This is a genomic window from Pseudomonas sp. FSL W5-0299, assembly GCF_005930655.1.
Lineage (GTDB): Bacteria > Pseudomonadota > Gammaproteobacteria > Pseudomonadales > Pseudomonadaceae > Aquipseudomonas > Aquipseudomonas mandelii.
Map to the genome: position 1 here is coordinate 58,003 of NZ_RXHX01000001.1, position 19,499 is coordinate 77,501.

At 60.6% G+C, this 19,499-nt stretch carries 21 protein-coding genes; 12 read left to right on the forward strand and 9 right to left on the reverse strand.

Annotated features, from left to right (window positions below):
• Positions 1-4: 4 nt before the first annotated feature.
• Genes dapF through lptM form a run of 3 tightly spaced genes read right to left on the reverse strand, consistent with a single transcriptional unit; the run spans position 5 to position 2,270 of the window.
• The gene (gene dapF / locus FHL16_RS00280) at positions 5-835 is read right to left on the reverse strand and encodes a diaminopimelate epimerase (RefSeq protein WP_010465099.1); all 831 of its coding nucleotides are present in this window, start codon (positions 833-835) and stop codon (positions 5-7) included.
• Between the two features lie 4 nt (positions 836-839).
• A complete protein-coding gene (gene lysA / locus FHL16_RS00285; protein ID WP_010465097.1) occupies positions 840-2,087 on the reverse strand; it encodes a diaminopimelate decarboxylase in 1,248 nt (415 codons plus the stop codon).
• Between the two features lie 9 nt (positions 2,088-2,096).
• Positions 2,097-2,270 (reverse strand): LPS translocon maturation chaperone LptM, encoded by a 174-nt coding sequence (lptM, locus tag FHL16_RS00290; RefSeq protein ID WP_010465096.1) that lies wholly within the window; start codon positions 2,268-2,270, stop codon positions 2,097-2,099.
• 314 nt (positions 2,271-2,584) lie between these two features.
• On the opposite strand from lptM, the gene cyaY reads away from it, so the two are divergent.
• The 3 genes from cyaY to rnk all read left to right on the forward strand — a co-directional run bounded on the left by cyaY (position 2,585) and on the right by rnk (position 3,827).
• Positions 2,585-2,917 carry an iron donor protein CyaY gene (cyaY, locus tag FHL16_RS00300; RefSeq protein WP_010465094.1) on the forward strand — a complete coding sequence of 111 codons (333 nt, stop codon included), beginning with the start codon at positions 2,585-2,587 and terminating at the stop codon, positions 2,915-2,917.
• A gap of 4 nt (positions 2,918-2,921) precedes the next feature.
• Positions 2,922-3,140: a DUF1289 domain-containing protein gene (locus tag FHL16_RS00305; RefSeq protein ID WP_010465092.1), complete on the forward strand. Its 219-nt coding sequence runs from the start codon at positions 2,922-2,924 to the stop codon at positions 3,138-3,140.
• A gap of 276 nt (positions 3,141-3,416) precedes the next feature.
• On the forward strand, positions 3,417-3,827 hold the full coding sequence (gene rnk / locus FHL16_RS00310; protein WP_010465090.1) for a nucleoside diphosphate kinase regulator: 411 nt from the start codon (positions 3,417-3,419) through the stop codon (positions 3,825-3,827).
• A 5-nt stretch (positions 3,828-3,832) separates the two neighbouring features.
• On the opposite strand, the gene FHL16_RS00315 is transcribed toward rnk, so the two are convergent.
• The 3 genes from FHL16_RS00315 to FHL16_RS00325 all read right to left on the reverse strand — a co-directional run bounded on the left by FHL16_RS00315 (position 3,833) and on the right by FHL16_RS00325 (position 7,634).
• Positions 3,833-6,676 carry a class I adenylate cyclase gene (locus FHL16_RS00315; protein WP_077747149.1) on the reverse strand — a complete coding sequence of 948 codons (2,844 nt, stop codon included), beginning with the start codon at positions 6,674-6,676 and terminating at the stop codon, positions 3,833-3,835.
• A gap of 192 nt (positions 6,677-6,868) precedes the next feature.
• A complete protein-coding gene (locus FHL16_RS00320; protein WP_010465085.1) occupies positions 6,869-7,114 on the reverse strand; it encodes a TIGR02647 family protein in 246 nt (81 codons plus the stop codon).
• 235 nt (positions 7,115-7,349) lie between these two features.
• The gene (locus tag FHL16_RS00325; RefSeq protein ID WP_010465083.1) at positions 7,350-7,634 is read right to left on the reverse strand and encodes a hypothetical protein; all 285 of its coding nucleotides are present in this window, start codon (positions 7,632-7,634) and stop codon (positions 7,350-7,352) included.
• A 125-nt stretch (positions 7,635-7,759) separates the two neighbouring features.
• On the opposite strand from FHL16_RS00325, the gene FHL16_RS00330 reads away from it, so the two are divergent.
• Positions 7,760-8,419: a glutathione S-transferase family protein gene (locus tag FHL16_RS00330; protein WP_010465081.1), complete on the forward strand. Its 660-nt coding sequence runs from the start codon at positions 7,760-7,762 to the stop codon at positions 8,417-8,419.
• A 121-nt stretch (positions 8,420-8,540) separates the two neighbouring features.
• Here FHL16_RS00330 and argH read toward each other — a convergent pair whose 3' ends face one another.
• Positions 8,541-9,935, reverse strand: coding sequence for an argininosuccinate lyase (gene argH, locus FHL16_RS00335; RefSeq protein ID WP_010465079.1), 1,395 nt, complete (start codon positions 9,933-9,935; stop codon positions 8,541-8,543).
• 461 nt (positions 9,936-10,396) lie between these two features.
• On the opposite strand from argH, the gene FHL16_RS00340 reads away from it, so the two are divergent.
• From FHL16_RS00340 to FHL16_RS00370, 7 genes are all read left to right on the forward strand, one after another.
• A complete protein-coding gene (locus FHL16_RS00340) occupies positions 10,397-11,143 on the forward strand; it encodes a LytR/AlgR family response regulator transcription factor (RefSeq protein WP_010465077.1) in 747 nt (248 codons plus the stop codon).
• 138 nt (positions 11,144-11,281) lie between these two features.
• A complete protein-coding gene (hemC, locus tag FHL16_RS00345; RefSeq protein ID WP_010465075.1) occupies positions 11,282-12,223 on the forward strand; it encodes a hydroxymethylbilane synthase in 942 nt (313 codons plus the stop codon).
• A complete protein-coding gene (locus FHL16_RS00350) occupies positions 12,220-12,987 on the forward strand; it encodes a uroporphyrinogen-III synthase (RefSeq protein ID WP_077747150.1) in 768 nt (255 codons plus the stop codon). The genes hemC and FHL16_RS00350 overlap by 4 nt, the downstream gene beginning before the upstream one ends.
• A gap of 16 nt (positions 12,988-13,003) precedes the next feature.
• Complete coding sequence (locus tag FHL16_RS00355; protein WP_010465071.1) at positions 13,004-14,146, forward strand: uroporphyrinogen-III C-methyltransferase; 1,143 nt, start codon at positions 13,004-13,006, stop codon at positions 14,144-14,146.
• Entirely contained in the window at positions 14,143-15,381 is a 1,239-nt protein-coding gene (locus FHL16_RS00360; RefSeq protein WP_077747151.1) for a heme biosynthesis protein HemY, read from the forward strand. The genes FHL16_RS00355 and FHL16_RS00360 overlap by 4 nt, the downstream gene beginning before the upstream one ends.
• Before the next feature lie 359 nt (positions 15,382-15,740).
• The gene (locus FHL16_RS00365; RefSeq protein WP_077747152.1) at positions 15,741-16,292 is read left to right on the forward strand and encodes a disulfide bond formation protein B; all 552 of its coding nucleotides are present in this window, start codon (positions 15,741-15,743) and stop codon (positions 16,290-16,292) included.
• Between the two features lie 177 nt (positions 16,293-16,469).
• Positions 16,470-16,928 carry an Rsd/AlgQ family anti-sigma factor gene (locus tag FHL16_RS00370; protein ID WP_007899333.1) on the forward strand — a complete coding sequence of 153 codons (459 nt, stop codon included), beginning with the start codon at positions 16,470-16,472 and terminating at the stop codon, positions 16,926-16,928.
• 59 nt (positions 16,929-16,987) lie between these two features.
• Here the strand turns inward: FHL16_RS00370 and FHL16_RS00375 are convergent, their stop codons facing one another.
• The gene (locus FHL16_RS00375) at positions 16,988-17,653 is read right to left on the reverse strand and encodes an FKBP-type peptidyl-prolyl cis-trans isomerase (RefSeq protein WP_010465064.1); all 666 of its coding nucleotides are present in this window, start codon (positions 17,651-17,653) and stop codon (positions 16,988-16,990) included.
• A gap of 192 nt (positions 17,654-17,845) precedes the next feature.
• On the opposite strand from FHL16_RS00375, the gene FHL16_RS34250 reads away from it, so the two are divergent.
• Positions 17,846-18,994, forward strand: a complete 1,149-nt coding sequence (locus FHL16_RS34250) for an AlgP family protein (protein WP_077747153.1) — start codon at positions 17,846-17,848, stop codon at positions 18,992-18,994.
• Here FHL16_RS34250 and FHL16_RS00385 read toward each other — a convergent pair.
• Positions 18,991-19,455, reverse strand: coding sequence for a TIGR02444 family protein (locus FHL16_RS00385; RefSeq protein WP_010465061.1), 465 nt, complete (start codon positions 19,453-19,455; stop codon positions 18,991-18,993). The genes FHL16_RS34250 and FHL16_RS00385 overlap by 4 nt on opposite strands.
• Positions 19,456-19,499: the final 44 nt, after the last annotated feature.

Below are 19,499 nucleotides of genomic sequence, written 5' to 3' on the forward strand. Positions count from 1 at the left end.
TCTCTCAAAGACGCACTTGTCCTTCATAAACGCGGACTGCCGGGCCGGTCATCATGACCGGATGGCCAGGGCCCGCCCATTCAATGGACAGACGCCCGCCGGGCAGGTCGATCAATAGCGGCGAATCCATCCACCCCTGGCTGATCGCGGCCACTGCAGCAGCGCAGGCGCCGGTGCCGCAGGCCTGGGTTTCCCCGGCGCCACGTTCCCAGACGCGCAACTGCGCACGGTTCCGGTCGATGACCTGGAGAAAACCGACGTTGACCCGCGCCGGGAAGCGCGGGTGGTGTTCGATTTTCGGTCCCAGTTCATGCACCGGTGCGTTGTTGATGTCGCTGACCCGCAACACGGCATGGGGGTTTCCCATGGACACGGCGGCCAGTTCGACGGTCGTACCCTCGACATCGAGCTTATAACTCAAGGCCTGTTCTGGCGCGTCGAATGGAATCTCGGTCGGTACCAGGCGCGGTGCGCCCATGTTGACACCAATCTGGCCGTCGCTGCGGATATCCAGTTCGATGATGCCGCTTTTGGTCTCGACGCGAATCTGCCGCTTGGCGGTCAGGCGTTTGTCGAGCACGAAGCGGGCGAAACAGCGCGCACCGTTGCCGCACTGTTCCACTTCGGAACCATCGGAGTTGAAGATCCGGTAGCGGAAGTCCACGTCCGGGTTGCTCGGCGCTTCGACGATCAGCAACTGGTCGAAACCGATGCCGGTGTGCCGATCGCCCCATTGCTTGGCGTGCTTGGGCAGGATGTGCGCGTGCTGGCTGACCAGGTCGAGGACCATGAAGTCGTTGCCCAGGCCGTGCATCTTGGTAAAACGCAGCAGCATGGGATTACTCCGGCAGCAGGCTTTCGCCAGCAAACAACTCGGCTACCGTCTCACGGCGACGCACTTCAAATGCCTGATCACCGTCCACCAACACTTCGGCGGCGCGGCCGCGGGTGTTGTAGTTGGAACTCATGACAAACCCATAGGCGCCGGCCGAATGCACGGCCAACAGATCGCCTTCTTCCAGGGCCAGTTCACGATCCTTGGCCAGGAAGTCGCCGGTCTCGCAGATCGGGCCGACGATGTCGTAGGCGCGCGCTGCTGCAGTGCGCGGGCGCACGGCGGTGACATCCATCCAGGCCTGGTACAGCGCCGGACGGATCAGGTCGTTCATGGCCGCGTCGACGATGGCGAAGTCTTTGTGTTCGGTGTGCTTGAGGTACTCGACCTGGGTCAGCAGCACGCCGGCGTTGGCGACGATGAAACGGCCCGGCTCGAACACCAGCGCCAGGTCGCGACCGTCGAGACGCTCGCGCACGGCTTTGATGTAGTCGGCAGCCAATGGCGGCTCTTCATCGCGATAACGCACGCCCAAACCGCCACCGAGATCGATGTGGCGCAGGTAGATGCCGCAATCGCCGAGGCGGTCGACCAGGCCCAGCAGGCGGTCGAGGGCGTCGATGAACGGCGGCAGGGTGGTCAGTTGCGAACCGATGTGGCAATCGACGCCGACCACTTCCAGGTTGGGCAACTGGGCGGCGCGAATGTACACGTCTTCGGCGTCGGCGATGGCGATGCCGAACTTGTTCTCTTTGAGACCGGTGGAAATGTACGGGTGCGTGCCGGCATCGACGTCCGGGTTCACACGTAGCGAGATCGGTGCGCGAACACCCAGCTCGGCGGCGACCACTTGCAGACGCTCCAGCTCATCGGTGGATTCGACGTTGAAGCAATGGACGCCAACTTCCAGGGCGCGACGCATGTCGTCACGGGTCTTGCCGACACCGGAGAAAACGATCTTGTCGGCGCTGCCGCCGGCGGCCAGTACGCGTTCCAGCTCGCCACGGGAGACGATGTCAAAACCGGCGCCAAGACGGGCCAGGACATTCAGTACACCCAGGTTGGAGTTGGCCTTGACCGCAAAGCAGACCAGGTGCGGCATGCCGACCAGCGCATCGGCGTATGCCAGGTACTGGGCTTCGATGTGCGCGCGGGAGTAGACGTAGGTCGGTGTGCCGAAACGTTCGGCGATGGCCGACAGGGCCACACCTTCGGCAAACAGCTCCCCGCCACGGTAATTAAAAGCGTCCATGGCGTTCCCTTATTGGTAGACGTCGTGCTTGTGTGCTTTGGACGGCTGCTTTTGCGAGGACTGAGCCTGCTCGGCGGGATCCTGGGAATCGTCGGGCAGATACAGCGGGCCTTTTTGACCACAGGCCGACACAAGGCAGGCAACCGCGACGAGCGCAGCAAGGGAAGAGATCAGGCGCTTCATGGCGAAATCCTTGAAAATGCATTAATTGCGCCGGAGTATACCGGCCACCCGTCAGCTTGCCTATGCGACGGGGCTCCCGTCCGGCGGGGCTTGGCACGATGCTGGTCAGCCGGGCGCAATCCCTGTGGGAGCGAGCCTGCTCGCGAAGGCGTAGTGTCAGTCAACATTGATGTTGAATATGATGGGCCCTTCTCGAGCAGGCTCGCTCCCACAGGATTCGTGATCACCGTGGGTCGTTATCCTTTGCAATCACCGGGGCTCGCCCGTATCTTGCGGCGCTTGAGCGTGAACAGACACTTTTTGAGGTTGCCGTAATGAGTTTGACCGAAGCCCGTTTCCATGACCTGGTCGATGCCACCCAGCAGACGCTGGAGGATATTTTTGACGATAGTGGCCTGGATATCGATCTGGAGAGCTCGGCCGGTGTGCTCACCGTCAAGTTCGAAAACGGCAGCCAGTTGATCTTCAGCCGCCAGGAACCCCTGCGTCAGCTGTGGCTTGCGGCCGTGTCCGGTGGTTTCCACTTCGATTACGACGAAGAGAGCGAGCGCTGGATGTGCGACAAGAGTGAAGAACAGTTGGGCGAGATGCTTGAGCGCATCGTCAAGCAGCAAGCTGACGTCGAGCTCGATTTCGAAGGCCTGTGAGACCGTGACCCAGCCTGCGCCCGTTCGTCCGCCCAAACCGCTCTACAGCAATGTCAGCCCGGCCGTGCCTTCGCCGTGCAGCGGTGTGTGTCGGCTGGACGAACAGAAGGTCTGCCTCGGCTGTTTTCGCCATGTCGAAGACATCCGCGAATGGCGCTCGGCGGATGATGATCGTCGGCGTGTGATCTGCGCCCAGGCAGTCCAGCGCAAAGCCTTGGCATAAGAGCTTTTGTGGCGAGGGAGCTTGCTCCCGCTGGGCTGCGAAGCGGCCCCAAAAAGCTTACGACTGCTGCGCAGCCGAACGGGAGCAAGCTCCCTCGCCACAGGCAAGCCTCTCTCAAAAATGTCAGCGCAGGTGCGTGGTCGCCACTCACTTGTATATTTATTGAGCTGTGATAGTGTCCAGAAACGCCTCAACCCATCGAGGCTCGTGAAAACCCCGCCTTTTTCTGGCGGGGTTTTGCTTTTTTTGTGCAGAAGAAAGGAGTCTGCCTCAATCATGACCACACCTTCCATCACCCTTACTCGTCTGGACGTGCAACGTCTGGAGCGCCTGATCGACAGCCTGGATGACACGCTGCCGGGCGTCATTGCGCTGCAAACCGAACTGGATCGCGCCGATACCGTGGTCGGTCACGAAGAAGTGCCCGCCGATGTCGTCACCATGAATTCCCGTGTGCATTGCCGCGAAGAAGGCAGTGGCAAGGACTATCACCTGACCCTGGTTTATCCCAAGGACGCCAACGCCGACGAAGGCAAGATTTCCATTCTGGCGCCGGTCGGCAGCGCGCTGCTCGGCCTTAAAGTTGGCCAGCACATCGACTGGCCAGCACCAGGCGGCAAAACCCTCAAACTGACCCTGCTGGAAGTTGAATCCCAGCCGGCCGGGGGCGGTCATTTTCCGGAGTAAACCGCTTAGACCTGCTCGAGCGCCTCATTCAACGCGCGCTCCAGGTCGGCCTTGTAGCGCAAATACAAATTGCTTGAACTCTGACCATCACCGAGCAGGCCCGACAAGTCCAGGTCGGTGATGTAGCAGCGATAGCGCTCGATTTCCCGGCGCTGCTCGACGATCTCCTGGGCGACCACGCTAAACAAATGGTCGCCATACTCCAGCTCTGAAAACTCCCGCTGATTGCAATACAACGTGACCTGCACCTGTCCCGGCGCGGCTTTGCCGATGATCGCCTGCACGTCGTAGAACGGTTTATTGATCGGGGTTTGCGGCGCCGGCCGGGTTTCGACGCGACGCGCCCGGCCAGGACCTGACGGCAGTAGCTGGTAATACAACGTGTCGAGGTTCAGGGGCTGGGCGGCGTTCATCGGCAGCAACGCGTCGCGTCGGTACTGGATTGATTGCAGGAACCGTTGCAGTGGCACCAGCAGGCTTTGTTCGTCGTGATAGGGCAAGCGCTGCTGCCACAGGGCATTGAATTCATCCAGTACGTACAGCTCCGCCTGCTGTTCGGTGATTCGGTAGAACACTTGAATGCATTCGGGCTGGCCCATGGGCAGGATCAGCGCCAGGTCGTGGTATTCCAGTGCCATCGGGTCCAGGTGCAGCGGGCTGTAGCTCGCCAGTTCTTCGCCCAGGTAATCGAACAGCGCCGGCAGCGTGGTGAGGGCGACGTGATTGACCTGACCGGGCACCAACTCCAGCACGTGGTAATGCTGCTGGACCTGTAGCAGGTAGCGATGATTGAGCTGGCTCAGCAGCAGGTTCTGCGCCGTATCGAGGACCTCTTCGACCCGCCGTGCAATGAATTGCGCCCGGTTGTGGCAGAAGCAACGCACCCTCAAACGGGGTTGTTGTGGACCGTTCGGCAAGTTGTTGAGGTAATCGCGCAGGCAGTCGAGCAGGGCGTGGGGGCCGTCGTAGCGGTTGACCAGCACTTCGTTCCAGCTGTTGAGCGTGACCTGGTCCAGGGTCAGCACCAGGTTTTCCCGGACACCGGCGTAGCTCAGGGAGTCGGTGCGCTCGGTGGTCATCAGGATATTCAGGTCGCGATGGTGCTTGAGCGGATCGACGCCGACGTTTACCAGAATCAGCACTTCACTCGGCACACTGGCGCGCAGCAAGGGCTCTTCGGCAACCGTCGCCAACGGCAGGGCGATGCTTTGTTGCAGGCTGCCGAGCAGGTTGAACAGTTCGAACTCGCTCAAATCGCTGGTGCCTGGGTGCAAGGCGAGGCGGGTGCTGCTGTCGATCACGCCGTTGCGGTGGCACCAGGTCAGTAGCTCCAGCAATTGGCGGCTGCGCTTGATCGGCGCGAAATGTTCCCACTCGTGGGCTGCCAGGCTGCCGTTGTACAAGCCCCACTGGGTTTGCCCGGGTTCTTTCTTGTTGGGTGCTTGCACCAGGGTCAGGGTGTCTTCGGCCAGGTCCGGGGCGATGCCGGGGTTGATGAACTCGACTTTGCCCGCTTTGCGCTCAAAGGCTGCATACAGCCGCCGACCCAGCACGTTGAGGTCGCGTTTGTTGATCAGGCTGGCGGTTTGCTCGTTGCGGGCGAACTGGGTCAGGAAGCGGTAGCTGTAGTTCAGTTCATTGACCAGGGCTCGGCGTTCGGTGCTGACTTGGCGGACTTTCCATTGGCTGCGGCTGTCGAGCAGCGCCAGCTGCCGCTGATCCCAGTGCCATTCGTGAGCCAGGCGCTCAAGCAGCGAACGTTGCCAGCTCTGGGTGCGACTGCTGCCGGTGAGCTTGCGGTTGACCTTCAGGTACAACGCGCGGCGTACCAGCTCCAGGCGCTCCGGCTCGCCCCGCGCGGTGAGGTATTCCTCAATGCGTCGGTAGACCACGATGTAGGGGTCGAGCTCGTCGAGGTCCAGTTGATTGGCGAATACCGCCTGCTTGAAGCGCAGGCTCAAGCAATGGACCTTGGGGTGTTCGCTGGCATACACCTCGATCAGCAGAAGTTTGAGCACGGATTTGTAGGGCGACTCGATGCCCTTGAATAACTGCCAGAGCCCGGCGCCGATGAATTCCCCCGGCGGGATATAGGCCAGATGCCCCAAATCCAGCGACTCGTCCGCACGGATGAAGCGCTTGGACAGCAGCGTGTGGGTGTAACGGTCGTAGGCGGCTTCTTCGTAGACTGGCACCAGCCACCAGATTGGCGTGCGGCCGGCCAGCCAGATTGCGGTGCGGTAGAACTCATCCAGCAGCAGGTAGTGCTGGGTCGTGCCGCAGTCTTCCGAACTCAATTGCGTATCGCGCTCGCCGAGCACGAAGCGGGCCGGGTCGATCAGGAAGAAATGCGCCTCGGCGCCCTGGCTGGCGGCCCAGGCCTCAAGCAACTGGCACTTTTTGCGCAGCTCGGCGAGTTCGTTCTCGTTCAAGTCCGGGCTGTGACAGACCCACACGTCCATGTCGCTTTGATCCGCCTGGGCCAGGGTGCCCAGACTGCCCATCAGGAATAGTCCGTGGATCGGTCGCGGTGGATTGCTGCCGTGGCGTGGCTTATAGGAAAACGATCGGGTCAGGCGCTGGGCTTCGGCGAGGGCGTTGGCGTCAGGCTCGAAATTCGACAGCCCGGCTGGCGTGCTGCCCGACACATAACCTGGCAACAGCGGGTGATTCACGTGGAAAAACAGCGGCAGCAGCGTCAGCACCGTTTGTTGGCGGGGCGACAGCCCTTCCATGGCACGGGCCATGCGGCCTTCGTTGAGCTTCAGAAAGCGAGCGCGCAGCTGGCTGAGAACCTTGCGGTCGATTCCCTCGTCCAGATCGGGGCGGATTTCATGGGTGCGGGTCATGTCAGCTCAAACCGGCTCGCGAAGCTCGGACGTGGGGTCTGCGGATGGGGGCAGTTTAGCGCCTCGGACGCGGGACTTTTAAGCTGAATTTGTATTTTTGACGCCAGATTTCTACCGCGAGGCGACGTCAAGTCACAAAGTGTGCCCGCGGAAATCCCGTAGCAGGGGTTTCCGTGGGCGCTACGGTAATGCTCAGGCTGTTTCCTGGACGTTGAGAATGGTCAGAACGGTTTGCACATTTTGCGCGGCGTCACGACCCAGACTGGTCAGATAACCACCATCTGGCTGGGTGATCAGTTCTTTGTCGAACAGTCTTTGGGCGGCAGCAATGGCTTTCGGGGCAGCGGTCTGATGAATTTTCAAACCTTCCTGGGAACTGTCCAGGTTGAAGAGTGCGAGGATTTCCAGTTCGGCAACCAACTCAGGGGTAAGCGACATAAGGACTCCAGACTTTCTAGGAATTGGACGACAGCGCCCCTAAGGTGAGCCCACTCGTGCGGCATGTCCAGTGCTCGCGACAGGGTTTTTTCGCCTCGGGATGCATTCCCCGCAGGGTGGTGCGCCAGCGGGGTGCGTAGGAGCGAGGCTTGCCCGCGAAGAACGATGACACGGTTTGTCTGGAAAAACTTCAGCGCACCCTTCGCGGGCTAGCCTCGCTCCTACGGAATCGGGGTTACTTCTTTTCCGGCGGCAACTCTGGCAATGCACGCAGGGCGGTTTCATACCATTCGGTGTTGAACGCGCGGTCTTCTTCGAGGATTGCGTCGATTTCTACCGCCAGCACATGGGCCATCAGGTTGAGGATTTCCTCGCGCTCGTAACCCACCAGGGTCAGCTTGTTGAACGTGGCCTTGGCCGCAGGCGGGTTGTCGCTTTCGATCTGGTTTTCGATGGCTTCGATCAGGGTGGTTTCGGTGAATTCTTCTTCGTCGCTATCGATATCAGTTGGCTCGCTCATGGCAGGCTCCTCAAGTTTAAGGCGGCCAGTTTACCTGCATTCAGCGCTGTGATGCTGCTGGCAGGAATCGCTTAGGCGTTCTATAAACAGGCACTGCCAACCCCGCACGGCCTGGAGGCTTTGTGATGCTCAAGCTTTATGGATTTTCCGTCAGTAACTACTACAACATGGTCAAGCTGGCGCTGCTGGAGAAGGGCGTGCCGTTTGAAGAAGTACCGTTTTATGCCGGCACAAGCCCGGACTCGCTGGCCATCAGTCCGCGCGGCAAGGTGCCGGTTTTGCGCACCGAGCAGGGTTTCATCAATGAAACCGCGGTAATCCTCGAGTTCATCGAGCAAAGTCAGAACGGTATACCGCTCCTGCCGAGCGACCCGTTCGAGCGGGCGCAAGTGCTGGCAGTGGCCAAGGAAATCGAGTTGTACATCGAGTTGCCGGCTCGCGCCTGTTATCCCCAGGCATTTTTCGGCATGCAGGTGCCGGACGCGATCAGGGACAAGACCAAGACCGAGCTGCTGGCAGGCTTTGCCGCGTTGGGCAGGCACGGCAAGTTCGCCCCTTATGTGGCAGGGGACAGTCTGAGCATTGCGGATTTGTACTTCCTGTACAGCGTTCCACTGGCCTGTGCGGTGGCGCATAAGCTGTTCGATATCGATCTGCTGGCCGAGATGCCGGCGGCCAGGGCGCTGTTGGAGCGACTGGAGCAGAACCCGAACGTACAGCGGATTGCGGCGGACAAGGAAGCGGCGATGCCGGCGTTTATGGCGATGGTCGCTTCCAAGAAGTAGGGTTTTGTAGCGTTCTTGAATCAGTCTTCGCGGGCAGGCCTCGCTCCTGCGGGATCGGTGTCGTTCGCGCAATTGCGGGGCGACACAGATCCCGTAGGAGCGAGGCTTGCCCGCGAAGCTTTTAGCGGCTGGCGAGCAATGCCTGACCGCGCGCCACGGCCTTCTTCACCTGCGCCGGCGCAGTCCCGCCGATATGGTCGCGGGCGTTCACCGAGCCTTCCAGGGTCAGCACGGCGAATACGTCCTGATCGATCTGGTCGCTGAACTTGCGCAGCTCCTCCAGGCTCATTTCCGCCAGGTCCTTGCCGCTTTCCACGCCGTACTTCACGGCATGGCCAACGATTTCGTGGCAATCACGGAACGGCAGGCCGCGGCGTACCAGGTAGTCAGCCAGGTCAGTCGCGGTGGAGAAACCACGCAGCGCCGCTTCGCGCATCATCGCGTGCTTGGGCTTGATCGCCGGGATCATGTCGGCAAAGGCTCGCAGCGAATCGCGCAGCGTATCGGCCGCGTCGAACAGCGGTTCCTTGTCTTCCTGATTGTCTTTGTTGTAGGCCAGTGGCTGGCCCTTCATCAAGGTCAGCAGGCCCATCAGCGCGCCGAAGACACGGCCGGTCTTGCCACGCACCAGCTCTGGAACGTCCGGGTTTTTCTTTTGCGGCATGATCGAGCTGCCGGTGCAGAAACGGTCCGGCAGATCGATGAATTGGAACTGGGCGCTGGTCCACAGCACCAGCTCTTCGGAGAACCGCGACAAGTGCATCATCGCGATGCTCGCGGCCGAGCAGAACTCGATGGCGAAGTCGCGATCAGACACGTTGTCCAGCGAGTTGCCGCCCACGGCATCGAAGCCCAGCAACTGAGCCGTGAACTCGCGGTCGATCGGGTAAGTGGTGCCGGCCAGCGCGGCGCTGCCCAGCGGCATGCGGTTGGTGCGCTTGCGGCAGTCGACCAGGCGCTCATAGTCGCGGCTGAGCATTTCGAACCAGGCCAGCATGTGGTGCCCGAAAGTCACCGGCTGCGCGGTTTGCAGGTGGGTGAAGCCCGGCATGATGCTGCCGGCTTCGCGCTCGGCCTGCTCCAGCAAGCCTTTTTGCAGGCGGGTGATTTCGCTGAGGATCAGGTCGATCTCGTCACGCAGCCACAGGCGGATGTCGGTGGCGACCTGGTCGTTGCGGCTGCGCCCGGTGTGCAGTTTTTTACCCGTGACGCCGATGCGGTCGGTCAGGCGCGCCTCGATGTTCATGTGCACGTCTTCGAGGTCGATGCGCCAGTCGAACTGACCGGCCTCGATTTCACCCTGGATGGTCTTCAGGCCATCGGTGATGCTGTCGCGCTCGGCGTCTGTCAGCACGCCGACCTTGGCCAGCATGGTGGCGTGGGCGATCGAGCCCATGATGTCGTGGCGATACAGGCGCTGGTCGAAAGTGACGGAGGCGGTGAAGCGGGCGACGAAGGCGTCGACGGGTTCACTGAAGCGGCCGCCCCAGGACTGATTGGTCTTGTCAGTGCTCATGAATTCGCTCGTGTCGGCTGAAGAAAAAATGACGGTGGAAGCTGCCGCGGATAATAACAGGGTTGCCAATCCTGTCGCTGACGCTGGTCGACAGGTTTTTTTCACAAGGCGGGGTCCATACTCGGGACATGCCTTGTGGGAAATTGCGCAACGATATTTTCCGATTGAGCAATATCGTCCCTGCAACCGTCTACAGTTGGACAATAGGAACAGCGCACTTCTCGGCGCTGCGGCTGACTATAAGAAGAGGGGGTGTTCATATTGTGTATCGGCAAACCCTACGGCGATACCTCGCTTATGCGGGCCAGAGCCTCCAATCAATTGGCAGATGAAAATTTAGCCGCCGGTCTCGCGGCACTTTTTGGCCCTCGCGCTAGTCTTAGCGTGGATCGCGGTGACGGACGTCACTTCACCTGTCTACGCTATCCTTGTGCGAGACTCACGCAGGAATCCAGCGCAATATGAATGTCCTGATCGTTGATGACGAACCCCTAGCCCGCGAGCGCCTGAGCCGAATGGTTGGCGAACTCGAGGGATACACTGTCCTGGAGCCCAGCGCCACGAACGGCGAAGAGGCGTTAGCGCTGATCGACAGTCACAAGCCGGATATCGTGTTGCTCGATATCGGCATGCCAGGCCTTGATGGCCTGCAAGTGGCTGCCCGGTTGTGCGAACGCGAAACCCCGCCCGCCGTGGTGTTTTGCACCGGGCCCGATGAATTTGCCGTGGAAGCCCTGCAGGCCAGCGCCGTGGGCTATCTGGTGAAGCCTGTGCGAACCGAACATTTACATGATGCATTGAAAAAAGCCGAGCGGCCCAATCGCGTCCAGCTCGCCGCCCTGACCCGTCCAGCCGCCGAAAGCGGCAGCGGCCCCCGCAGCCACATCAGTGCCCGAACACGTAAAGGCATTGAGCTGATCCCGTTGGGTCAGGTGGTCTACTTCATTGCCGACCACAAATACGTGACCTTGCGCCATGAAGGCGGCGAAGTGCTGCTGGATGAACCGCTCAAGGCCCTGGAAGATGAATTCGGCGACCGTTTCGTGCGCATTCACCGCAACGCTCTGGTCGCCCGCGAACGCATCGAACGCTTGCAGCGCACGCCGCTGGGGCATTTTCAGCTGTTCCTCAAAGGCCTCAATGGCGATGCCCTGATCGTCAGCCGTCGCCATGTGGCCGGCGTACGAAAAATGATGCAACAGCTTTGATTCGCTGATCAGAAGCGAACTTCACACCCGTTTGTTGGACGTCCGGGGCCAGGGAGGCCACGTAGTTTCTGATACAAGTCAAAGTGGATTTGGCTGAGCTGTTATTATCCGCCGTATCTATTCAGTACGGATTGATCCATGTCCTCTCGCGAAATCCGCATCGCCACCCGCAAAAGTGCTCTTGCCCTGTGGCAAGCCGAATACGTCAAGACACGTCTGGAACAGGCTCATCCGGGCTTGCTTGTGACGCTGGTGCCCATGGTCAGTCGTGGCGACAAGCTGCTCGACTCGCCCCTGTCGAAAATCGGTGGCAAGGGCCTGTTCGTCAAGGAGCTCGAAACCGCGTTGTTGGAAAACGAAGCCGACATCGCCGTGCACTCGATGAAAGACGTGCCGATGGATTTCCCCGAAGGCCTCGGTCTGTTCTGCATCTGCGAGCGTGAAGACCCGCGCGATGCGTTCGTTTCCAATACCTACGCCAGCCTGGATGAGTTGCCGCAAGGCAGCATCGTCGGCACCTCCAGCCTGCGCCGTCAGGCTCAGCTGCTGACTCGCCGCCCGGACCTTGAAATCCGCTTCCTGCGGGGCAACGTCAACACGCGCCTGGCCAAGCTTGATGCCGGCGAATACGACGCCATCATCCTCGCGGCTGCCGGCCTGATTCGTCTCGGCTTCGAAGATCGCATCACCTCGGCAATCAGTGTCGACGACAGCTTGCCGGCCGGTGGCCAAGGCGCGGTCGGCATCGAATGCCGTAGCGCCGACAGCGTAATTCACGCCCTGCTGGCGCCGTTGCATCACCAGGACACCGCCACCCGCGTGACCGCGGAACGTTCCCTCAACAAACATCTGAATGGCGGCTGCCAAGTGCCAATCGCCTGCTACGCCGTGCTTGAAGGCGAGCAGATCTGGTTGCGCGGTCTGGTGGGCGATCCGAGCGGCGGCCTGCTGCTCAACGCCGAGGCTCGTGCGCCAAGGGCCGATGCAGAAGCCTTGGGTGTGCAAGTCGCTGAAGACTTGCTGAGCCAGGGCGCCGCCGACATTCTGAAAGCGGTCTATGGCGAGGCAGGTCACGAGTGACGGGCTGGCGCCTGCTGCTGACGCGCCCCGCAGATGAGTCGGCGGCGCTGGCCAGCGTTTTGTCGCAAGCGGGGATTTTCAGCAGCAGTTTGCCGCTTCTGGAGATCGAGCCGATTGCTGTCTCTGACACAATGCGCGAGGTGATTCAGGGGCTGGATCGTTACTGTGCGGTGATCGTGGTCAGTAAACCGGCCGCGAGAATGGGCGTTGACCTGCTCAATCAGTATTGGCCACAGCCACCGTCCCCACGCTGGTTCAGCGTGGGCGCGGCGACGGCGCAGATCCTGGCGGATAACGGGCTGGACGTGAGTTTCCCCGCCGAGGGCGATGACAGCGAAGCCTTGCTTGAGTTGCCCTCGTTGCGCGAGGCGATTGCCCGACCCGATCCGCGGGTGCTGATCTTGCGCGGGGAGGGCGGGCGCGAGTTGCTGGCTGAGCGTTTGCGCGAGCTTGGTGCTAGTGTCGAGTATCTGGAGTTATACCGTCGTGGACTGCCTCACTACCCGTCGACGGTGCTGCCTGACCGGATCGAAGCGGAACGCTTGAACGGGCTGGTGGTCAGCAGTGGGCAGGGTTTTGAGCACCTGCGCCAATTGGCAGGCGATGCCTGGCCTGAAATGGCGCGGTTGCCGTTGTTTGTTCCAAGCCCCAGGGTCGCCGAGCTGGCACGTGCCGCCGGGGCCCAAACAGTTGTGGATTGTCGTGGCGCCAGCGCCACGGCTTTGCTGACGGTGTTACGGGAGCATCCCGAACCCGTTCTCTAATGCAAAGGATGGATACGTGAGCGAAACAGCCTTGCCTAAAGATGACGTGCTGCCGGTGCTTGAAGCGCCGGTTGAAACTCCACCACCTGCCACAGTGCAGCGCCGGGGCAATGGGCTGGCAATCGTCGCGCTGCTGTTGGGCGCCGCCGGTGTTGCCGTGGGCGGTTGGGGTGTCTGGCAGGTGCGTCACCTGCAAGCCAACACTCAGCAGCAGTTGAGCCAGGTCCAGGCGTTGAGCGATCAGGCGCAGAGCCTGAAACTCAATGAACAGCGCTTGAGCGCGCGCCTTGAACAAATGCCTGCAGCCGAAGAACTGGACGCTCGCAGCCGTTTGGTGGCGCAGTTGCAAGGCGATCAGCAACGCTTGAATCAGCGTCTGGAAACGGTCCTCGGTGCGAGTCGCAAGGATTGGCGTCTGGCCGAAGCCGAGCACTTGTTGCGTCTGGCCAGCCTGCGCCTTTCTGCGCTGCAGGACATCAGCAGCGCCCAGGCCCTGGTGCAGGGTGCCGATGAAATTCTGCGTGAACAGAACGATCCCGGTGCCTTCGCAGCTCGCGAGCAAGTGGCCAAAACCCTAGTGGCGCTGCGCAGCACAGAACAGCCGGATCGCACCGGGTTGTTCCTGCGATTGGGCGCACTGCGCGATCAGGTCATCAACCTCACCGAGCTGGCCCCCGAGTACAAGGATCGTGGCGAATCGCTGTTGGGCCTGACGGCCGATGGCGATGGAGCCAGTCGTTGGGCGCAGTGGTGGGATCAGATTTCGCGCTACATCCGCATCGACTTCAATGCTGACAAAAATGTTCGTCCATTGCTGGCAGGGCAGAGCCTCAGTCAGGTGCGTCTGGCGCTGAGCCTGGCGCTGGAGCAGGCGCAATGGGCCGCGCTCAATGGCCAGGCAGCGGTCTACACCCAGGCGCTGGCTGAGGCGCGTGATGTATTGACGGGCAACTTCAACCCGGACAACCCTCAAAGCAAAGTCATGCTTGAGCAGGTGGGCGAGTTGAGCAAGCAGCCGGTCACTGTGGTCACGCCGGACCTGACCGGGACATTGAGTGCGGTTCAGGGGTATCTGGAGCGGCGTAACGTCAACGCCGAAGACTCGATCAAACCGATGGCAAAACCGGCCGCGAACACTGCGCAGGAGGCCACGCCATGAAACGCCTCTATGTGATCGTGTTTCTGGTCATCGCCGCAGCCGCCGCACTGGGCCTGGCGATCGCCGAGCATTCCGGTTACGTGCTGATTGCCTACAAGACCTTCCGTTATGAAGCGAGTCTGTGGGCCACCCTGGCGTTGGTCGCGGTGCTCTGGCTGGTGTTCTGGGGCATCAAGGCGTTGGTTGAGCTGGTGATGACGTCCAGCGGCGTGGTCAATCCGTGGTCGCGGCGCAATCGCAGCCGACGGGTGCAAGTGGCGATCGAACACGGTCAGCTGGACCTGGCGGAAGGTCGCTGGGCCAGTGCGCAGCGTCATTTGCATCGCGCCGCCGAAGCCGAGCGCCAGCCGCTGCTCTACTACCTTGGCGCCGCACGCGCCGCCAATGAACAAGGTCACTACGAGGAATGCGACAACTTGCTGGAGCGCGCCCTCGAACGCCAGCCCCAGGCGGAGTTGGCGATTGCCTTGAGTCACGCCCAGTTGCAGAACGACCGTGGCGACACCGAAGGCGCCCTGGTGACCCTGCAAGCCATGCACGAGCGTCATCCTCATAACGTCCAGACCTTGCGCCAGTTGCAGCGTCTGCATCAGCAGCGCGGCGACTGGTCGGCAGTGATTCGCCTGCTGCCGGAGCTGCGCAAGGATAAAGTCTTGCCTCCCGCCGAGCTGGCCGATCTGGAGCGACGGGCGTGGGGTGAAAACCTTTCCCTGGCGGCGCATCAGGAAGCGGACGGCACGGTGGGTTTGCAATCGCTCAATCGCGCCTGGCAGCAACTCACCTCGGCTCAGCGCCAGGAGCCTCAGTTGGTGCTGGCCTATGCCGAGCAACTGCGGCAACTGGGTGCACAGGTCGAAGCGGAGGAGGTTCTGCGCACAGCGCTGAAGCGCAAGTACGACAGTCATCTGGCGCGTCTCTACGGTCTGGTGCGTGGTAGCGATCCGGCTCGTCAACTGCAAATGGCGGAGGGTTGGCTCAAGGATCATCCGGCCGACCCAAGCCTTCTGCTGACACTCGGCCGCCTGTGCCTGCAAAGCAGTCTGTGGGGCAAGGCGCGGGACTATCTGGAAAGCAGTTTGCGGGTCCAGCGCAACCCGGAAGCCTGTGCGGAACTGGCGCGGTTGCTCGCTCAGCTCGGCGACACAGAGCGCAGCAATCAGCTGTTTCAGGAAGGTCTGGGCCTGCTGGATGAGCGCCTGCTGGCGGCACCACTCCCAGCGCCCGTTTACGCCTGACGTATTCCTTCTGTAGCAGCTGGCGCAGCCTGCGTCCGGCTGCGAAGCAGTTGTAAAGCGAGCACCACGGTTTCATCAGGCCAATCGCGTTTAAATGTATGACGACTGCTCAGCAGCCGGATGCAGGCTGCGCCTGGGGCGGGAGTCGTTCCTGGGCGCGATCCGGCCGCTCGAATTTCGCTGAATGTTTAGCTTTGTAATCCCTGATCGGCTTTGTCCTACACGGGACTTCATCAAGTCCTCCCGACGCTGTCGGGAATTCCCTACACTTCTGGTGAAGTGTCCGTGCCGGCCTGCCTTGAAAGGCTGGCGCGCTTTCCTCTACCGTAACCGCCTGTCTCTACTGTTACGGATAAGCCATGTTTTTGGCCTGCTCACGCTCCTTGTTTTTCATGGCTTTTATTGCAGGTGCCTTGGCCTTGGGCGTTTCCTATTACCTGGAATACGCAATCGGCCTCAAGCCTTGCGGGTTATGCCTTTTGCAGCGAGTCTGCCTGGCGTTGTTCACCGGTGTCTGCCTGACAGCTTCGGTGCATGGCCCCGGCCGCTTCGGGACTTTTCTTTATTGGCTGCTCGGTTTGTCATGCAGTCTCGCCGGTATGGTCGCGGCTTGGCGGCAAGTCTTGTTGCAAAGCGATCCGGCGCATCAGCTATCGACCTGCTCTACCAATCCGCAGGCCTTATACGAGAACGTGCCCTGGCTGTGCAAAGTGACGCGGATGTTCAAAGGGGACGAAGATTGCGCAGAAATCTCCTGGACGCTGTTCGACCTGAGCATCCCGGAGTGGAGTCTGCTGCTCTTCATGGCGGTGACAATTCTGAGTGTTTATCTGCTGCTGCGCGTTGTCTGGCTTGCCTGCAAGCGACCGCTCAGCGGCGTGTCGTCGCACCGGGGGCTGGCGGGTGATTAAACACTTGTATGAACTTTATCTCCTGCGTACCTTGAAGCCATTGTCGCGCGGGCATAATCTGGCCCGCACGTGTCATTGGAATTATGTTGCTCGATGGCGCTCTGCCTGGCCGATTCTTGATGATCAAGACTGCGACAGGTGTAGGGCAGCATGACCCACAAGGGAAGAGAGATCACCATGCTCGAAAGTTGTCAGAATGCTCAGGAACGTTGGGGTGGAGTGCATCTGCTGATCGATCGCTGGTTGCAGGAGCGTCACGAACTGGTTCGAGCCTACGATGCTCTCGGTGCCAAGCCAGAGGCTTTGGGCGAAAACCGAAAGCCGTTGCAGGAATTCTGCGGCGTGCTGGTCGACTACGTGTCTGCCGGGCACTTCGAAATCTACGAACAGCTGACCGGCGAAGCCAAGGCTTTTGGCGATACTCGCGGGCTGGAGCTGGCCGAGACGATTTACCCGCGCATCGACGTCATCACCGAGAAGCTGCTGGCGTTCAACGACCTGTGTGATGCAGGCAAGTGCGTGGCAGAGAAATTCAAGGAGCTGGGCGGGCTGTTGCACGAACGCTTCGAACTGGAAGATTGCCTGATCGAAGTGCTGCACACTGCTCACAAGGAAGAGGACTCGGTTCAGGCCTGAACCTCTCCTGCAAGACTAAAAAACGGTGCGCTATGCGCGCCGTTTTTCGTTCTCGGTTTTCAGCTTGTGGCGCCGCGCAATTCGACTTCGAACACCAGCGGCGTAAACGGAGCGATCAGGTCGCCGGCACCGTCCGCGCCATAGGCTTGCGACGACGGAATCACCAGGCGCCATTTCGCACCGACCGGCATGTTTTGCAATGCGCTGCGCCAACCACTGATTACGCTATCCAGACTGAACCACTGCGGCTTGCTGTTCTGATCGAACACGGTGCCGTCGGGAAGGCGTCCGACATATAAAACTTCGACCTTGCCATCAGGGCCTGCCTTGGCCCCCGTGCCCGGTGCCAACTCGGTCAGCAAAATGCCATCCGCCAATTCACGAACACCCGGTTTGGCTTTTTCCTCGGTGAGAAAGCGCTGCTCTTTTTCCAGCGCGACTTCACTTTGTGGCAGGGCGGGTTGCTCGGCGACCTGGGCTTCGTGCTCGGCCAGAATCTGTTCGATCTGCTCGTCTTTCAATGCCAGTGGCTTGCCTTGATAGGCTTGTTGCAGACCGTCGAGCAATGCCTGGAGTTGCAGATCCGGCACCTCTTGGCGCAAGCGTTCACCCAGGCTCGCACCTAGGCTGTAAGCAAGATCGTGGGCCTCGTTCGGGGTGGTTTTTTCGGCGGCCTGGGCCACGGAAAAACACACACACAACGATAAAAAAAAGTAGCGCGACATGGGCACACTCCGATCTGAGATGCGGTGGATTATGCCAGTGTGAGTGCGCTCAAAGGTGAACTGGTTTTGCACCCGCGCAGAAGAATTTCAATCTGTTGCAACGCAGCGCTTTCGATACTGTCAACATGCCCTAGCGGCGGTGTCATCAGAGGTCTAGTATGAGCCGCACCCACGTCAGCCAGGAGGTAAACCATGTCGGCCACCAAGAAGCCTGTAAATACCCCGTTGCACTTACTCCAACAACTCTCGGGCAGCCTGCTCGATCATTTGGAAAACGCTTGTTCCCAAGCCTTGGCTGATGCTGAAAAACTGCTCGCCAAACTGGAAAAGCAGCGCGGAAAAGCGCAGGAGAAATTGCACAAATCCCGTACCAAGTTGCAGGACGCCGCTACTGCCGGTAAAGCCAAGGCACAAACCAAAGCGAAGGGTGCGGTGAAAGAACTTGAGGACTTGCTCGATGCCCTCAAGGATCGTCAATCCGAAACGCGCAGCTACATTCTGCAACTCAAGCGCGATGCTCAAGAAAGCCTGAAACTGGCCCAGGGTATCGGTCGTGTACAAGAGGCTGTCGGCAAGGCGTTGTCCCTGCGTTCGGCCAAGCCTGCTGCGGCACCTGCCAAGAAAGCCGCTGCCAAACCGGCGGCTGCCAAAGCACCGGCCAAGCCTGCTGCCAAACCTGTCGCCAAAGCGCCGGTGAAAGCCGCAGCAAAACCTGCGGCGAAAAAACCGGTTGCTGCCAGCGCTGCAAAACCAGCGGCTAAATCGACGACTGCCAAAACGGCCGCCAAGCCAGCTGCTGCCAAAACGGCCGCCGCTAAACCTGCTGCAAGAACCGCTGCTGCGAAACCGGCTGTGACGAAAACCGCAGCGGCAAAACCAGCTGCAAAATCGGCTGCTGCGAAGCCTGCTGCAAAACCTGCCGCTGCAAGAACTGCTACCGCCAAGCCAGCCGCAAAACCTGCCGCGGCTAAAACCGTTGCCGCAAAACCGGCTGCGAAACCTGCTGCAAAAGCTGCGGCGAAACCCGCTGCTAAACCCGCTGCCAAAGCTGCCGCCGCGAAACCCGCTGCCGCCGCCAAGCCAGCTACTGCAGCGAAACCAGCAGCCAAACCAGCTGCAGCAAAACCTGCTGCCGCGAAGCCAGCTGCAAAACCTGCCGTCAAACCGGCCGTGAAAAAGCCTGCCGCTGCTGCCAAGCCAGCTACTGCGCCAGTTACCAAGCCAGCGACTCCAGCTGCATCGGCTTCGCCAGCGGCAGCAGCCACCCCCTCGACCCCATCGACTGCGCCAACGCCAGCCGCACCGTCGAGCACCAGCACCACCCCAGCCAGCGCTTCTTAAGTGCCGGTTGCCGCGACGCGCAGCTGATGCAGCGCGTCGCGGTTCAGGTGGGCGGCGCCTGCCGCCACACCTTCCAGCCAGGCCGTTGAATCGGTCACCTCATACTGCGGCCAACTCTGCGCCACACGTTCCAGTCGCAACAGCAGATGCCGTTCGGCTTCCATCTCCAGTGCTTTCACTTGTTCGCGCAGATCATCCAGTCCGGCATCCTCGCTGGCGGCGGCTTTCCATTGCATTCGCAAGGCGCGCAACGGTTGCACGACATCTGCGTCCCAAGGTCCGGCTATATCGCGAAGCAACTGCAAGCGTTGTTCGTTACAGGTGACGCCCCGTTCTCCCAGCCACAACGCGCATAGCAGCAAGCACACGTTCACACCCGCCGACTGCAACGTCAGGCACGCGTCTTCAATGCCGGGACGCGCGTAGGTGGTAAGGGAAAAGCTCCACAGGTCAGAGGACATAGTGCTACTCGCGCCAGTTGCGAGCGAAGCTGGTAGACTCCGCC

What these genes read in the sequence shown, in the direction of transcription:
- argH (WP_010465079.1), bottom strand. Translation starts at nt 9,935, where the DNA reads ATGAGCACTGACAAGACCAATCAGTCCTGGGGCGGCCGCTTCAGTGAA.
- FHL16_RS00320 (WP_010465085.1), bottom strand. Translation starts at nt 7,114, where the DNA reads ATGTCGCTTACCCCTGAGTTGGTTGCCGAACTGGAAATCCTCGCACTC.
- hemC (WP_010465075.1), top strand. Translation starts at nt 11,282, where the DNA reads ATGTCCTCTCGCGAAATCCGCATCGCCACCCGCAAAAGTGCTCTTGCC.
- FHL16_RS00330 (WP_010465081.1), top strand. Translation starts at nt 7,760, where the DNA reads ATGCTCAAGCTTTATGGATTTTCCGTCAGTAACTACTACAACATGGTC.
- FHL16_RS00385 (WP_010465061.1), bottom strand. Translation starts at nt 19,455, where the DNA reads ATGTCCTCTGACCTGTGGAGCTTTTCCCTTACCACCTACGCGCGTCCC.
- FHL16_RS00370 (WP_007899333.1), top strand. Translation starts at nt 16,470, where the DNA reads ATGCTCGAAAGTTGTCAGAATGCTCAGGAACGTTGGGGTGGAGTGCAT.
- FHL16_RS34250 (WP_077747153.1), top strand. Translation starts at nt 17,846, where the DNA reads ATGTCGGCCACCAAGAAGCCTGTAAATACCCCGTTGCACTTACTCCAA.
- FHL16_RS00375 (WP_010465064.1), bottom strand. Translation starts at nt 17,653, where the DNA reads ATGTCGCGCTACTTTTTTTTATCGTTGTGTGTGTGTTTTTCCGTGGCC.
- FHL16_RS00365 (WP_077747152.1), top strand. Translation starts at nt 15,741, where the DNA reads ATGTTTTTGGCCTGCTCACGCTCCTTGTTTTTCATGGCTTTTATTGCA.
- rnk (WP_010465090.1), top strand. Translation starts at nt 3,417, where the DNA reads ATGACCACACCTTCCATCACCCTTACTCGTCTGGACGTGCAACGTCTG.
- FHL16_RS00340 (WP_010465077.1), top strand. Translation starts at nt 10,397, where the DNA reads ATGAATGTCCTGATCGTTGATGACGAACCCCTAGCCCGCGAGCGCCTG.
- dapF (WP_010465099.1), bottom strand. Translation starts at nt 835, where the DNA reads ATGCTGCTGCGTTTTACCAAGATGCACGGCCTGGGCAACGACTTCATG.
- lptM (WP_010465096.1), bottom strand. Translation starts at nt 2,270, where the DNA reads ATGAAGCGCCTGATCTCTTCCCTTGCTGCGCTCGTCGCGGTTGCCTGC.
- FHL16_RS00315 (WP_077747149.1), bottom strand. Translation starts at nt 6,676, where the DNA reads ATGACCCGCACCCATGAAATCCGCCCCGATCTGGACGAGGGAATCGAC.
- cyaY (WP_010465094.1), top strand. Translation starts at nt 2,585, where the DNA reads ATGAGTTTGACCGAAGCCCGTTTCCATGACCTGGTCGATGCCACCCAG.
- lysA (WP_010465097.1), bottom strand. Translation starts at nt 2,087, where the DNA reads ATGGACGCTTTTAATTACCGTGGCGGGGAGCTGTTTGCCGAAGGTGTG.
- FHL16_RS00325 (WP_010465083.1), bottom strand. Translation starts at nt 7,634, where the DNA reads ATGAGCGAGCCAACTGATATCGATAGCGACGAAGAAGAATTCACCGAA.
- FHL16_RS00360 (WP_077747151.1), top strand. Translation starts at nt 14,143, where the DNA reads ATGAAACGCCTCTATGTGATCGTGTTTCTGGTCATCGCCGCAGCCGCC.